General features: G+C 67.1%; 13 protein-coding genes and 1 pseudogene. 11 read left to right on the top strand and 3 right to left on the bottom strand.

Annotated features, from left to right (window positions below):
- The 4 genes from AC27IQ_RS12540 to mdtD all read left to right on the top strand — a co-directional run.
- Nucleotides 1–473 (top strand): DUF6776 family protein (locus AC27IQ_RS12540; RefSeq protein WP_487089658.1); only part of this gene is annotated, 473 nt, incomplete at its 5' end.
- A 61-nt stretch (nucleotides 474–534) separates the two neighbouring features.
- On the top strand, nucleotides 535–933 hold the full coding sequence (locus tag AC27IQ_RS12535; RefSeq protein ID WP_272565112.1) for a bactofilin family protein: 399 nt from the start codon (nucleotides 535–537) through the stop codon (nucleotides 931–933).
- A 59-nt stretch (nucleotides 934–992) separates the two neighbouring features.
- Entirely contained in the window at nucleotides 993–1,358 is a 366-nt protein-coding gene (erpA, locus tag AC27IQ_RS12530) for an iron-sulfur cluster insertion protein ErpA (protein WP_008907234.1), read from the top strand.
- A gap of 95 nt (nucleotides 1,359–1,453) precedes the next feature.
- A complete protein-coding gene (gene mdtD / locus AC27IQ_RS12525; RefSeq protein WP_284429759.1) occupies nucleotides 1,454–2,878 on the top strand; it encodes a multidrug transporter subunit MdtD in 1,425 nt (474 codons plus the stop codon).
- A 4-nt stretch (nucleotides 2,879–2,882) separates the two neighbouring features.
- Here mdtD and AC27IQ_RS12520 read toward each other — a convergent pair whose 3' ends face one another.
- Together AC27IQ_RS12520 and AC27IQ_RS12515 are read right to left on the bottom strand one after the other, a co-directional pair.
- The gene (locus AC27IQ_RS12520; RefSeq protein ID WP_487089657.1) at nucleotides 2,883–3,992 is read right to left on the bottom strand and encodes an anhydro-N-acetylmuramic acid kinase; all 1,110 of its coding nucleotides are present in this window, start codon (nucleotides 3,990–3,992) and stop codon (nucleotides 2,883–2,885) included.
- Nucleotides 3,993–4,014: 22 nt separating this feature from the next.
- Nucleotides 4,015–5,376: a M23 family metallopeptidase gene (locus AC27IQ_RS12515; RefSeq protein WP_284398334.1), complete on the bottom strand. Its 1,362-nt coding sequence runs from the start codon at nucleotides 5,374–5,376 to the stop codon at nucleotides 4,015–4,017.
- A gap of 178 nt (nucleotides 5,377–5,554) precedes the next feature.
- Here AC27IQ_RS12515 and tyrS point away from each other — a divergent pair, with 178 nt between their 5' ends.
- Entirely contained in the window at nucleotides 5,555–6,790 is a 1,236-nt protein-coding gene (gene tyrS, locus AC27IQ_RS12510) for a tyrosine--tRNA ligase (protein WP_284429761.1), read from the top strand.
- A 23-nt stretch (nucleotides 6,791–6,813) separates the two neighbouring features.
- Here the strand turns inward: tyrS and AC27IQ_RS12505 are convergent, their stop codons facing one another.
- On the bottom strand, nucleotides 6,814–7,806 hold the full coding sequence (locus AC27IQ_RS12505) for a LysR substrate-binding domain-containing protein (protein ID WP_272565107.1): 993 nt from the start codon (nucleotides 7,804–7,806) through the stop codon (nucleotides 6,814–6,816).
- A gap of 118 nt (nucleotides 7,807–7,924) precedes the next feature.
- Here AC27IQ_RS12505 and AC27IQ_RS12500 point away from each other — a divergent pair, with 118 nt between their 5' ends.
- The 6 genes and pseudogenes from AC27IQ_RS12500 to AC27IQ_RS12475 all read left to right on the top strand — a co-directional run.
- Nucleotides 7,925–8,452, top strand: coding sequence for a DUF2917 domain-containing protein (locus tag AC27IQ_RS12500; RefSeq protein ID WP_487089656.1), 528 nt, complete (start codon nucleotides 7,925–7,927; stop codon nucleotides 8,450–8,452).
- A gap of 194 nt (nucleotides 8,453–8,646) precedes the next feature.
- Nucleotides 8,647–8,946, top strand: a complete 300-nt coding sequence (locus tag AC27IQ_RS12495) for a DUF2917 domain-containing protein (protein ID WP_284413753.1) — start codon at nucleotides 8,647–8,649, stop codon at nucleotides 8,944–8,946.
- A gap of 288 nt (nucleotides 8,947–9,234) precedes the next feature.
- On the top strand, nucleotides 9,235–10,005 hold the full coding sequence (locus tag AC27IQ_RS12490) for a Crp/Fnr family transcriptional regulator (RefSeq protein WP_284413751.1): 771 nt from the start codon (nucleotides 9,235–9,237) through the stop codon (nucleotides 10,003–10,005).
- A gap of 167 nt (nucleotides 10,006–10,172) precedes the next feature.
- Nucleotides 10,173–11,609, top strand: coding sequence for a bifunctional UDP-N-acetylglucosamine diphosphorylase/glucosamine-1-phosphate N-acetyltransferase GlmU (glmU, locus tag AC27IQ_RS12485; protein ID WP_487089655.1), 1,437 nt, complete (start codon nucleotides 10,173–10,175; stop codon nucleotides 11,607–11,609).
- 3 nt (nucleotides 11,610–11,612) lie between these two features.
- Nucleotides 11,613–11,858 (top strand): annotated as a pseudogene (locus AC27IQ_RS12480) (sensor histidine kinase); the annotation flags it as partial.
- Nucleotides 11,859–12,081: 223 nt separating this feature from the next.
- Nucleotides 12,082–12,497, top strand: a 416-nt coding sequence (locus AC27IQ_RS12475) for a sensor histidine kinase (protein ID WP_487089654.1), incomplete at its 3' end; no start/stop codon positions are given.

The raw sequence follows: 12,497 nt of genomic DNA, 5'->3' as shown, positions 1-12,497 counted from the left end.
AAAAGGACACGTCGAGTTCTACCGGCACGCTGCTAACCGCCGAGCGCACCACGATGGATCGCCTGATGGCCCAGATGCGCCAGCTGGAGGCGGACAACCGCGCCCTCCGGGACGACCTGGGTTTTTTCGAAAAGCTCATCCCGGCGGGCAAGACCGAAGGTGTCAGCATCCGTGGACTGCAGGCTGACGTGGTGGGGGGCAGCCAGTTGCGCTGGCAGGTGCTGGTGATTCAGCCGGTGCGCAACGCGCCCGAATTCCGTGGGCGGCTGGAGTTGATGCTGGCAGGTACGCGCGATGGACGCCCCTGGACACAGGCGATTCCCGCGGATGGGCAACCCCTTCAGTTCCAGCAGTACCGCCGGGTGGAAGGGTTGTGGCCGTTGCCCGGCAATGCCGTGGTAAAAACCGTGACCGCGCGGGTCTTGGAGGGCAGTGCGGTGCGTGCCACCCAGACCCTGAGCATCGAAGAATAGTGGCGGTGGCGGCGTTAGCAGTGGGCCCATTCCCTCCCGTGCCAACCGACTGGAGTGTTCCATGTTCTCTCGCAAGAAGCAGCCCCCGATCAAGAGCCTGATCGCTCATGGCACCCGCATCAACGGCGAAGTGCGGTTTTCCGAGGGCCTGCGGATTGATGGCGAGGTGGCGGGGGACGTGCGGGCCAGCGACGAGCAGCCCAGCATTCTGGTGATATCGGAGTCCGCCCGGGTCGAAGGCGCGGTGCATGCAGCCCACGTGATCGTCAATGGCACGGTTCTCGGACCGGTGCATGCCGCAGAACTGCTGGAACTGCAGCCCAAGGCCCGCATCACCGGAAACGTGCACTATAAATCGCTTGAAATGCACCAAGGTGCCACGATATCGGGACAGATGAGCCCATCGACCGTGCTGGTCGAGGAAAAACCCACACTGAAGTTGGCGTCAAACGCCAGCTGACGCACATTTGAGGGGTGTTGCAGTACCATCGACGGCAAACCCTCCCGAAGGAGCACTCCATGAGCGCCGTAGCCGAAAACATCCAGACCGAAATGCCCGCCCCGATTCTGTTCACCGACAGCGCGGCGGCCAAGGTGGCTGACCTGATTGCCGAAGAAGGCAACCCCGACCTGAAATTGCGTGTGTTCGTCCAGGGCGGCGGATGCTCGGGCTTCCAGTACGGTTTCACGTTCGATGAAATCACGAACGAAGACGACACCACCATGACCAAGAACGGTGTGTCGCTGCTCATTGATGCCATGAGCTACCAGTACCTGGTCGGTGCCGAAATCGACTACAAGGAAGACTTGCAGGGCGCCCAGTTCGTCATCAAGAACCCGAATGCGACCACCACCTGTGGCTGCGGATCGAGTTTCTCCGCCTGATGGCGCGATTTTTCGCCTGACTCAAAAGCCGCCTTCGGGCGGCTTTTTGCTGGGCACGTGCGGCGGAACCCATTTCCGCCGTTGATCGGAACGGCATGCAACAAGAGCGCTCCCTTCAAATCCTGCTATGGCTGGTGGCCGTCGGCTTTTTCATGCAGACGCTGGACGCCACCATCGTCAACACGGCCCTGCCCACCATGGCGCACAGCCTGGGGGAAAGTCCGCTGCGCATGCAATCGGTCGTGGTGGCGTATTCGCTGTCCATGGCGCTGCTGATCCCGGCATCGGGCTGGGTGGCCGACCGCTTCGGCGCACGGCGGGTGTATCTGAGCGCCATCGTTCTGTTCGTCGTGGGATCGGTGCTTTGCGCCGTGTCGAGCCGGCTGGACCAACTGGTGGCGGCGCGGGTGGTGCAGGGCCTGGGCGGTGCGCTGCTGCTGCCGGTGGGGCGGCTGGTGGTGCTGCGCACCTTTCCGCGCGAGAAGTTCCTGCAGGCCATGAGCTTCGTGGCGATCCCCGGCCTCATCGGGCCGCTGATCGGCCCCACGCTGGGTGGCTGGCTGGTGGAGGTGGCATCGTGGCACTGGATCTTCCTGATCAACGTGCCGGTCGGCCTGATCGGGTGCCTGGCGACGCTGCGGTACATGCCGGCCGTGCCCGGCGCCCCGGTGGCCCGCTTCGACCTGGCGGGCTATCTCATGCTGGCCTTCGGCATGGCGGCGCTGTCTCTGGCGCTCGATGGACTGTCGAGCCTGGGGCTGCGGCAGGCGAGTGTGCTCGTGCTGCTGATTTTCGGGCTGGCGAGCCTGGTGGCGTACTGGCTGCATGCGGCACGCAAACCGAACCCGCTGTTCTCGCCTCGGCTGTTCTCGGTGGCCACGCTGCGCATCGGGCTGCTGGGCAACCTGTTTTCGCGCCTGGGCAGCTCGTGCATGCCCTTCCTGATCCCCCTGATGCTGCAGGTGACGATGGGCTACACCCCCCTGCATGCCGGACTGATGATGCTGCCGGTGGCACTGGCCGGCATGTCGATGAAGCGTTTCACGACGCCATTGATCACGCGGTTCGGATACCGCCGTGTGCTGGTGGGCAACACGCTGATGGTGGGGATCACGATGGCGAGTTTTGCCCTCTCGACCCCCTCGCAGCCGCTGTGGTGGCACATCGTGCAGCTGGCGATGTTCGGGGCGGTGAATTCGCTGCAGTTCACGGCCATGAACACGGTCACGCTCAAGGACTTGAACCAGGGCATGGCCAGCAGCGGCAACAGCCTGCTGTCGATGGTGCAGATGGTGGCCATGGGCATGGGGGTGGCCGCCGCGGGCGGGGTGCTCTCGGCATTCACGGGCCACTTCGGGAGCGGGGGCGCGCAGCAGACGCTGTGGGCCTTCCAAGGCACCTTCGCCTGCATGGGGCTGGTGACCATCGCCTCGGCAGGCATCTTCTGGCAGTTGTCTCCACGCGACTCCGAACGCGGCGCGGCTGCGGACGACGTGCCCGACGTGCCGGAGCACGTCTGAGCCGTCAGGCGGGGTAGATTGCGCCCAGGATGCGCGGCCCCGCCGCGCCGGTGACGCTGGGGAGGTTGCCGCTTTGTCGCTCCACGGCTCGGTGGGCCAGCCATGCGAAGGCGGCGGCTTCCACCTGCAGGGCCGGCATGCCGTGCTCGTCGGAGGCCGATACGGCGACCCCGGGCAGAAGTGCCTGCAATCGGTGCATGAGGTGGCCGTTGAGGGCGCCGCCGCCGCACACGATCAGCGGGTTGCCGCCGTCGCCGAAACGGCGCACGCCATCGGCGCAGACGCTGGCCGTGAATTCGGTCAGGGTGGCCTGGACATCGGCCGGAGCGGCCGATGCGAACGCCGGCAGGTGCCCTTCCAGCCAGGCGGGGTTGAAAAGGTCACGCCCTGTGCTTTTGGGTGGTGGCTGCGACAGATACGGCTCGGACCGCAACGCACCGAGCAGCGCGGGCAGGACCTGCCCGCTGGAAGCCCAGGCACCGTCGCGGTCGAACGGCTGGCCCGTGTGCTGCTGGCACCAGTGGTCCATCAGTGCGTTGCCTGGCCCGCAATCGAATCCCAGCACCGCACCCTGCGCACCCAGCACGCTGAGGTTGGAGATGCCGCCGATGTTCAACACGCAGACTGTCCGGCCGGACTGGCCGAACACCCCCTGGTGAAACGCCGGTACCAGCGGAGCACCCTGGCCGCCCGCCGCCACGTCGCGGCTGCGGAAGTCGGCCACCACGTCGATGCCCGTCGATTCGGCCAGCAAGGCGGCATTGCCCAGTTGCAGCGTGTATCCGGTGCGTCGAAGGCCTGGGGGCGATGGCGCACCGTCTGCCCGTGAGCGCCGATGGCGCGAACGGCGGAGGGTGGCAGGCCGGCCTGGCTCAAAAAGCGTGTGCACCACGCCGGCATAGGCGCGCGCCAATGCGTTTCCGGCCAGCGCAGCGCGGTGCAGTTCGTCGGCACCGGGTGTGTTGAGCGCGAGCAGCGCTGCTCTTAAGTCAGGAGCAAAAGGCGCGCATGCATATTGCGCGACCTTGCATTTTTGCTCGGAGAAATCTGCCAGCACCCCATCGACTCCGTCGAGCGAGGTGCCCGACATGAGTCCGATGTACAACGCTGGCATGGGGCTGGAACGCGCAACGCGCTTACTGGGCGCTGGCTTGTTGCACCTGGGCGGCGGCCGACAACTGGATGCGCATGTTCGATGCCAGGCGGTTGAAGGCGGCGCGCGAGGCGCTGGACACCGGCGTGGCAGCTTCGCTTTGCTGCGCGATCACCATGGGGTCCTGGTGCTGGCCATCCACGCGGAATTCGAAGTGCAGGTGGGGGCCGGTGGCCCATCCCGTCGCGCCGACGGCGCCGATGGTCTGTCCCTGCTCCACGCTCTGGCCCTTGCGCACGTCGATGCGGCTCAGGTGGGCATACACGGTGACGTGCTGGTTGCGGTGCTTGACGTAAATGACATTGCCATAGCCGTTCTGCACCCCGGCGAAATCGACCGTGCCATCGCCCACGGTGCGCACGGCCGTGCCGGTGGGCGCTGCGAAGTCGGTGCCCAGGTGGGCGCGCCATTTTTGCAGGATGGGATGAAAGCGCATCTTGAAGCCGCTCGAGATGCGCGAGAACTCCACCGGCGAGGTGAGGTAGGCGCGGCGCATGCTCTCGCCGTCCAGCGTGTAGTAGGCGCCCTTGGAGGCGGGCGTGTCCTGGAACCAGACGGCGTCGTGCGTCTTGCCGTTGTTGTGGAACTCCGCGCTCAGCACGCGGCCGCTGCGCAGCGGCTCGCCATCGGCTTCGAGCGTTTCGTAGACCACCGAGAACCGGTCGTCCTTGCGCAGGGCGCGGTGGAAATCGATGTTGCTCGCGAACACTTCGGCGATCTGCGTCGCCACGGCATCGGGAATGTTGGAAGCGTCGGTGGCGGCGAACAGCGAGCTGCGGATGATGCCGCCGGCCAGCCGCGTGCCCACGGTGAGCGGCGCCGTCTCGACGCGCGAGGTGAATTCGTTGCCCTTGCGCTGCACGACCAGCCGGCGGAAATTGCCGCTGTCGTCCTGGACCCAGCGCGCTGTGAGGCTGATGAGGCGGTGATCGTCCGTGGTTTCTGCCGATACCGAGCGGCCCGAGCGGCCCAGCAGGGTCTGGCGCACCTGGCCGTCGCTGCGCAGGAAGGCGGCAGCCGCCGGGTCCGCCACACCCAGGCGCTGCAGGATGGCCTCGGCGGTGTCGCTGCTGCGGGTCTGGTCCGAGCGGTAGAGGGAATAGTTGGGAATGTCCACCAGCGCTGGCAGGGACTGGTCGCTGGCCAGCGAATCCACCGCGTATTCGACCGTGCTGCGGGGCAGGTCGGCGGGGTCCGGCGCGAAGGAGGCGACGGCGAAAGCGCCGCCGCCGCCCGTCAGCAACAGCGTTGCGATGGCGGCGGTAATGCGTTTGGGATGGGTCTGGGCGATGCGCGATAGCCGGTCCAGCAGTGCGAGGCTGGCGGATGTCAAGCCATTGTTCAAAGTGTCTTACCCCAGGGTGAGGTGCGTTCGGGCCGGGTGGGGGCGGAACGCACGAGCTTGGTCAGGCTGCAGCCATTCGGTGCAAGGGTCCGAACCGGCAGGACCACTAGAATCCGCCACTGCAAATGTGGGCCGGAGTATAACGACGAGCGCCCCGGAAACCCCCAAAAAAACCCTTATGAATCAATCTGCTGTTACAACATTCCCAATCACCGATGGTGTAGGACGGGCGCTTGAGGTATCGCTCCGGGGCGCTGACGAATTGCTGCCCCGCGACGAATGGACGAAGAAGCTGGCACGCTCCGAGGCGACCGGCGTGCCGCTGCGCATCAAGCTGGGGCTGGATCCGACGGCGCCGGACATCCACATCGGCCACACCGTGGTGCTCAACAAGATGCGCCAGCTGCAGGACCTGGGGCACCAGGTGATCTTCCTGATCGGCGACTTCACCAGCCTGATCGGCGACCCCTCCGGCCGCAACAGCACCCGGCCGCCCCTCACCCCCGAGCAGATCAAGGCCAATGCCGAGACCTACTACCGCCAGGCCAGCATGGTGCTGGACCCGGCCAAAACGGAGATCCGCTACAACAGCGAATGGAGCGAGCCGCTGGGCGCGACCGGCATGATCCAGCTCGCCGCCAAGTACACGGTCGCGCGCATGATGGAGCGCGACGATTTCCACAAGCGCTTTTCGACCGGGCAGTCGATCAGCGTGCACGAATTCCTCTACCCACTCATGCAGGGCTACGACTCGGTGGCACTGAAGAGCGACCTGGAACTGGGCGGTACCGACCAGAAGTTCAACCTGCTCATGGGTCGCCATCTCCAGCAGGAGTACGGCCAGGAACCGCAGTGCGTGCTCACCATGCCGCTGCTGGTGGGTCTGGACGGCGTCGACAAGATGTCGAAATCCAAGAACAACTACATCGGCATTGCGGAAGACGCCAACACCATGTTCGCCAAGGTGCTGTCCATCTCCGACACGCTGATGTGGGACTGGTACACGCTGCTGTCGTTCAAGTCCCTCGCCGAGATCGCCGCGCTCAAGGCCGAGGTGGAGGCCGGCCGCAACCCCAAGGACGCCAAGGTGATGCTCGCCAAGGAGATCACCGCGCGCTTTCACAGCGCGGCGGCCGCCGATGCGGCCGAGGCGGACTTCATCAACCGCAGCAAGGGCGGGGTGCCCGACGAGATTCCCGAGCTGGCCCTGGCCGGGGCGCCGCTGGGCATTGGCGCGCTGCTGCGCCAGGCCAATCTGGCGCCTTCCGGCAGCGAGGCCAGCCGCCTGATCGATGGTGGTGGCGTGCGGGTGGACGGCGGTGTCGTCAGCGACAAGGGGCTCAAGCTGGAAGCGGGCACTTACGTGCTCCAAGTGGGCAAGCGCAAGTTCGCGCGGGTCACGCTCAGCGCCTGAACGCGGCACGCGCCGCACGCGCGTCAGTCCAGGTTGTCGCTCAGGTCGGGGTCAGGCACGTCGCCGATGGCCTCGCGCGTGGCCTGTGCCTGTAGGGTGAGCCAGGCGCAGAACGCCCGGATTTCCGGCCGCTGCCCGCTGCGCGGCCCCACGAGCAGCCAGTACGCCAGCGGTGAATCGAGCCGGTAGCCCGGCAGCACTTCCACCAGATCGCCCGACGCCAGCGCGTCGGCGATGAGCGGCATGCGCGCCAGGGCTAGGCCCTGGCCGGTGAGCGTGGCCTGCACGATCTGATGGGCGTAGTTGAAGTACAGCCAGCGCTTGGGCTGCAGCTTTTCCTGCCCGTTGAGCTCGAACCAGCGGCGCCAGGTGAGCCATTCGAGGTGCATGGTGCGGTGCGCATCGCCCGCTTCGATGAGCGTGAAGCGCGCCACGTCCGCGGGCCCGCGGATGGGCGGATTGCTCTTGATGAGCCAGGGGCTCGCCACCACGGCCAGCTGCTCGCCGAACAGGCGCTGCGAGCCGCTCATGTTGGCGCTGGGCAGGCTGTAGCGCAGGGCCAGGTCCACGTCGGCGGTTTCCAGGTCCACGGCCACATCGCTCGCGTCGATGCGGATGTCGATGTCGGGGTTTTCGCGCTGGAACTCTTCCATGCGGGGAATGAGCCACATCGAGGCGAAGCTGGCCCAGGTGGTGATGGCCACGCTTTTGCGGCCCGCGGTCTGCCGCACCAGCCGCACGCAGGCATCCATGCGTTCAAGAGCCGGGGCGACGGCCCGCTGCAGCTGCGCGCCGGCGCTGGTCAGCTCCACCGCCCGGGTGTGGCGCAGAAACAGCGGCACGCCCACTTCTTCTTCCAGCGCCTGGATCTGGCGGCTGACCGCCGACTGGGTGAGCGACAGCTCTTCCGCGGCCGCCCGGAAGTTCAGGTGGCGGGCCACCGCGAGAAAGGCGCGCCAGTGACCGACCGCCACTGGCCGGGTGCGCAAGTGGGTGATGGGGGCAGGCAGATTCATGGCTGGGATTGATGAGGCTTGGGAATCAAATTATCTCCGGCTTTTCATTGGACCGGATGGGGGTGGTGAGCCGAATATCCAGTCCTGTCAACACCGAAATTCATGCAAGGAGCGCGCCATGTCAAACCCTTCCGTTCTGGAATCGCAACAATCCCGGGTGGGCGCTGCGTCGGCCCGGACCATGGCGGGTTGCTGGATTTTGCCCCCACGCCGCGCCTTGGGTTTGTATCCCACCCAGCGGTCGCGGCTGCGCATCGAGCGCGGCGGTGTCTGGCTCACGGTGACAGGCGGCAAGGGCGCATTGCCCGGCGACTGGTTCCTCGGCGAAGGCGATGAGCAGGTGCTCGAGCCCGGGGTCCATGCCGTCATCGAGCCATGGCACGGCGGTCGGGCCGCGCTTTCGGGTGGCGTGCTGGCCGAAGGCGTGCAATTTCGCTGGGATCCGGTCGCCCTGCCAGTGGCGGCGGTGCAGTCCGAGGCCTGGTCGCGGGGCGTCGTCGCGCCTTGGGCGGACTTGGTGGGGGCTTTGCGCGGGGCGGCGTGGGCTGGGGCCCGGCTGGTGAAAGGGCTGCTGCAGTGGGCGGGAGCAGGCCGTTGGGCGCCGACGACTGCACCTCGGACCTGCATTGATGCGCAATGCGAATAGATCAGAGAGGTCTTTTGCATTGATGTGGTTCCGGCATGAATCGCCTGGGGCGTTTTCATTGGACGGTGCCACATTGCCAGACGCATGATAAGCACATTGCTAGGGTTTTCCAGGAGAAAGAAATGACCGCTTCAAATGTTCTGAATTTTCAACAATCCGCTGTCTTGCCTCGCGGAGAGGCGAAAGACATTTGCATGCTGGCCATCGGCAATGCCCACAGCCTGCGCCCCCGTGTGCCGATGGCCCTGCGCGTGATGTCCGGCCATGCCTGGGTCACGCTCGACGACGGCCCGAACGGTGAACGCGACGTGGCGGCCGGCGACGTCTTTCTCAATGCCGGCCAGACCTTGTGGGTGGCGGCCGGCCAGCACGCCGTCATCGAGCCCCTGGGCCGCGATGCCGTGCAGTACCGCTTCAGCGCTTCTGCGGTGGTGCGCCATGCGGACAGTGCCTTGAAGGCCCGCTCCACGCAAGGCGAGGCCTGCTGCGCCTGAAGTCTTTCTTGCTGCCGCCCCCCCCCCAGGGAATCGCAGCGAGGCGGCAAGAAACTGGCGCGGTGGCGCTGAAGGCGGGCCGGAAGCTGTCAAAGCTCCCGGCCCGTTTGACATTTCAGGGCCGGTCGGCAGGCTGATGAAAGACCTCCCAGCGGGGGAGAAAGTCAATCGGCGCTGGTGCGCTGGCGCAAGGTCTGTGGCGTGCCGTGCACAGTGTCAAAAGACATAGGGAGGAGTACCCTGGTGTGCCTAGAATCGCCGCCCACCAGTTCTCACCGATTCGCCTTTATGAGCGTGGACTTTGCTTCTGAATCCCTGGCGCACGCCATTCCGCGCCATTGCGATGCCTGCCGGTTGCGCAACACCCCTTCCGCTTTCACTCCGGTATCGCCGCAGGAGCTGCAGTTCATCGACCAGTTCCGCTGCGGCACCGCCACCGTGGCGGCTGGGGGCACGCTGATCCGCGAGCACCAACCCAACGGCAAGCTCTACACGCTCTACACCGGTTGGGCATTCCGCTACAAGACGCTGTCGGATGGGCGGCGCCAGATCCTCAACTTCCTGCTGCCGGGCGACCTGGTGGGGCTGCAGCAGGAGTTCGGCGACACCGCGATGCACGGCGTGGAGGCCGTCACCCCTTGCGCGTTCTGCGTGTTCCCGGCCGACGGGCTGTGGTCGCTGTTTCGCGACCATGGCCGGCTGGGCTACGACGTGACCTGGCTCGCGGCGCGCGGCGAAGGCATGGTGGACGACAACCTGCTCACCACCGGCCGTCGCAATGCCACCGAGCGCGTGGCCATGCTGCTCATGCACTTGTACCGCCGGCTCGACCGCCTGGGACTGTCCGAGAACGGCACCGTCGAATTCCCCATCACCCAGCAACACATCGCCGACTCGCTCGGGCTGTCGCTCGTGCACACCAACAAGACGCTGCGGCGCCTGGCGCAACTGGGTCTGCACGAGATCGCCGATGGGCGGCTGCGCATCATCAATCCGCGCGCGCTGGCCCGCATCGCCGAGTATTACGACGCCATCCCCCGGCCGGTGCCCCTGCTCTAGGATTTGGGTGAAATCGGCCTCCAGTGCAATAAGTACTAGGGCATATTGCTATTAATTTTGTAGCAATCTTAAAACCCCTGGCGGGCGCGGCAGGGCGCCGATAATCGGCGGATTCCCCTGGGACGCCGGTCGCCGTGCCGCGCGGCCGCAACCGAACGGACCCTTTCATGACAGCACTGGACATCATCATCATGGCGGCGGGCAAAGGCACGCGCATGAAAAGCCGCACCCCCAAGGTCCTGCAGCGCCTGGCGGGGCGCCCGCTGCTGCGCCATGTGCTGGACCAGGCGGCCAGCCTGCGGGCCCGGCGTGTGGTGGTCATCACTGGCCATGGCGCGGAGCAGGTGGAGGCCGCCGTCGCCGGCGGTCCGGGGGGCGATTCCGGCGCCGGTTTCGAATTGAAGTTCGCCCGCCAGGAGCCGCAGCTCGGCACCGGCCATGCCGTGCAGCAGGCGATGCCCGCGCTGGCGGGTGACGGCACCGTGGTCGTGCTGTCGGGCGACGTGCCCCTGACCCAGGCCGCCACCTTGCATGCGCTGGTGGAAGCCTCGGCGCGGGAGCGGCTCGCGCTGCTGACCGTGACGCTGCCCGACCCGGCCGGCTACGGCCGCATCGTGCGCGATGCCGCCGGTGCGGTGCAGGGCATCGTGGAGCACAAGGACGCGAGCGAGGCCCAGCGCGCCATCACCGAGGTGTACAGCGGCATCATGGCCGTGCCGGCGCAACGGCTGGCCGGCTGGCTCGCCCGGCTGCGCAACGACAACGCCCAGGGCGAGTACTACCTGACCGACATCGTCGCCATGGCCGTGGCCGATGGGGTGCCGGTGGTGGCCCATCGCATCACCGACGCATTGCAGGTGGCGGGCGTGAACAGCCCACTGCAATTGGCGGAGCTGGAGCGCGCGCACCAGGCCCGCCAGGCCGCGGCGCTGATGGAGCAGGGCGTGCGCCTGGCCGACCCGGCGCGCTTCGATCTGCGCGACGATGCCCGCCTCGGGGTCCCGGGCCGGCTGGTCTGCGGGCAGGACGTGGAGATCGACGTGAACTGCGTCTTCACCGGCCACGTGGAGCTGGGCGAGGGCGTGCAGATCGGTGCGCATTGCTGCATCGCCAATGCCACCATCGCGGCGGGCGCGGTGGTCCATCCCTACACCCACATCGACGGCGAGAAAGCCGGCGTGCAGGTCGGCCCGGGCGCCCTCATCGGACCTTTCGCCCGCCTGCGCCCGGGTGCCCAACTGGGCCGGGAGGTGCACATCGGCAACTTCGTCGAAGTGAAGAACTCCACGCTGGCCGATGGCGCCAAGGCCAACCACCTGGCCTATCTGGGCGATGCCACGGTGGGCGAGCGCGTGAACTACGGCGCGGGCAGCATCACGGCCAATTACGACGGGGCCAACAAGTTCCGCACCGTCATCGAGGCCGACGTGCACATCGGCAGCAACAGCGTGCTGGTGGCGCCCGTCACCATCGGTGCCGGGGGCACGGTCGCCGGCGGCTCCACCATCACGAAGGACGCCCCGCCGGGCGCCTTGAGCGTGGCGCGCGGCCGGCAGGTGACCATCGAAAACTGGAAACGGCCCGCCAAGCTGCCCAAGGCCTGAGCCATGGACGGGCTCGGCGATCTGCCCGGCGACGAACGGGGTCAACAAGCGCAGGCCGATGAAGTGGCGCGCCTGCGGGCGGAACTGGACGCGGCGCGGCAGGAGCAGGAGGCGTTCCTGCGGGCCGTGTCGCACGACCTGCGTGCGCCCGTGCGCCACATCCTCGCCTACGGCCGGCTGGTGCGGGAGACCGTCGCACAGAGCAATGCCGATCCCGAGGCGTTGCAGTTTCTGGACACCATCGCACAGGCAGGCCAGCAACTCGGCAGCATGATCGACGGGCTGATCCAGCTGGGGCGCATCGGCTCAGCCCCTGCCACGCCGGGCCCGGTCGCGCTGGGCCCGGTGCTGCAGAGCGCGATGGCTGCGGCGCGGACGGCCGCCGCTGCGGCACCTGCGCTGAAAAAAAAGCGCGGCCGCGAAGGAGCCCGCCTCTTCCGGGGAGGGTGTGGCCAGCGCCTGGATCGACACCGTGCATTGGGATCTGCCCGCGGCCGAGGCCTGCCCCGTGCTGTGGGCGGACGCGGGCTGGCTGCAGGAGGTGCTGGTGGCCTTGTTGGACAACGCCCTCAAGTTCTCGCGCGGTGCCCAGCCGCCACGCATCGCCGTGCAGGTGCGGCCGGCACCCGGCAATCGGGTGGACATCACGGTGCAGGACAACGGCGCCGGCTTTCCTGCCGCGCAGGCGGGGCAGTTGTTCCAGGTGTTCCAGCGGCTGCATCCGGCGAGCCAGTTCGAGGGCCTGGGCCTGGGGCTCGCGCGGTGCCGGCGCCTGGTGGCGCGCATGGGCGGCACCATTGGCATCAGTGCGGCGCCCCACCAAGGCTGCACCGTGTGCCTGCAATTGCCGGCCGCGGGGTCGGCTGGGCCGGACGCCGCTGCCAGCTG

The sequence above is a fragment of the Acidovorax sp. KPB24-07 genome, assembly GCF_057543315.1.
Note: the sequence above shows the minus strand (reverse complement) of the source record. Positions and strands in the feature narration are given on the sequence as shown.

Bases quoted from the DNA above. Each gene is read 5' to 3' on its own strand.
- AC27IQ_RS12500 (WP_487089656.1), top strand. From the start codon at position 7,925: ATGTCAAACCCTTCCGTTCTGGAATCGCAACAATCCCGGGTGGGCGCT.
- tyrS (WP_284429761.1), top strand. From the start codon at position 5,555: ATGAATCAATCTGCTGTTACAACATTCCCAATCACCGATGGTGTAGGA.
- erpA (WP_008907234.1), top strand. From the start codon at position 993: ATGAGCGCCGTAGCCGAAAACATCCAGACCGAAATGCCCGCCCCGATT.
- glmU (WP_487089655.1), top strand. From the start codon at position 10,173: ATGACAGCACTGGACATCATCATCATGGCGGCGGGCAAAGGCACGCGC.
- AC27IQ_RS12490 (WP_284413751.1), top strand. From the start codon at position 9,235: ATGAGCGTGGACTTTGCTTCTGAATCCCTGGCGCACGCCATTCCGCGC.
- AC27IQ_RS12505 (WP_272565107.1), bottom strand. From the start codon at position 7,806: ATGAATCTGCCTGCCCCCATCACCCACTTGCGCACCCGGCCAGTGGCG.
- AC27IQ_RS12520 (WP_487089657.1), bottom strand. From the start codon at position 3,992: ATGCCAGCGTTGTACATCGGACTCATGTCGGGCACCTCGCTCGACGGA.
- mdtD (WP_284429759.1), top strand. From the start codon at position 1,454: ATGCAACAAGAGCGCTCCCTTCAAATCCTGCTATGGCTGGTGGCCGTC.
- AC27IQ_RS12495 (WP_284413753.1), top strand. From the start codon at position 8,647: ATGCTGGCCATCGGCAATGCCCACAGCCTGCGCCCCCGTGTGCCGATG.
- AC27IQ_RS12535 (WP_272565112.1), top strand. From the start codon at position 535: ATGTTCTCTCGCAAGAAGCAGCCCCCGATCAAGAGCCTGATCGCTCAT.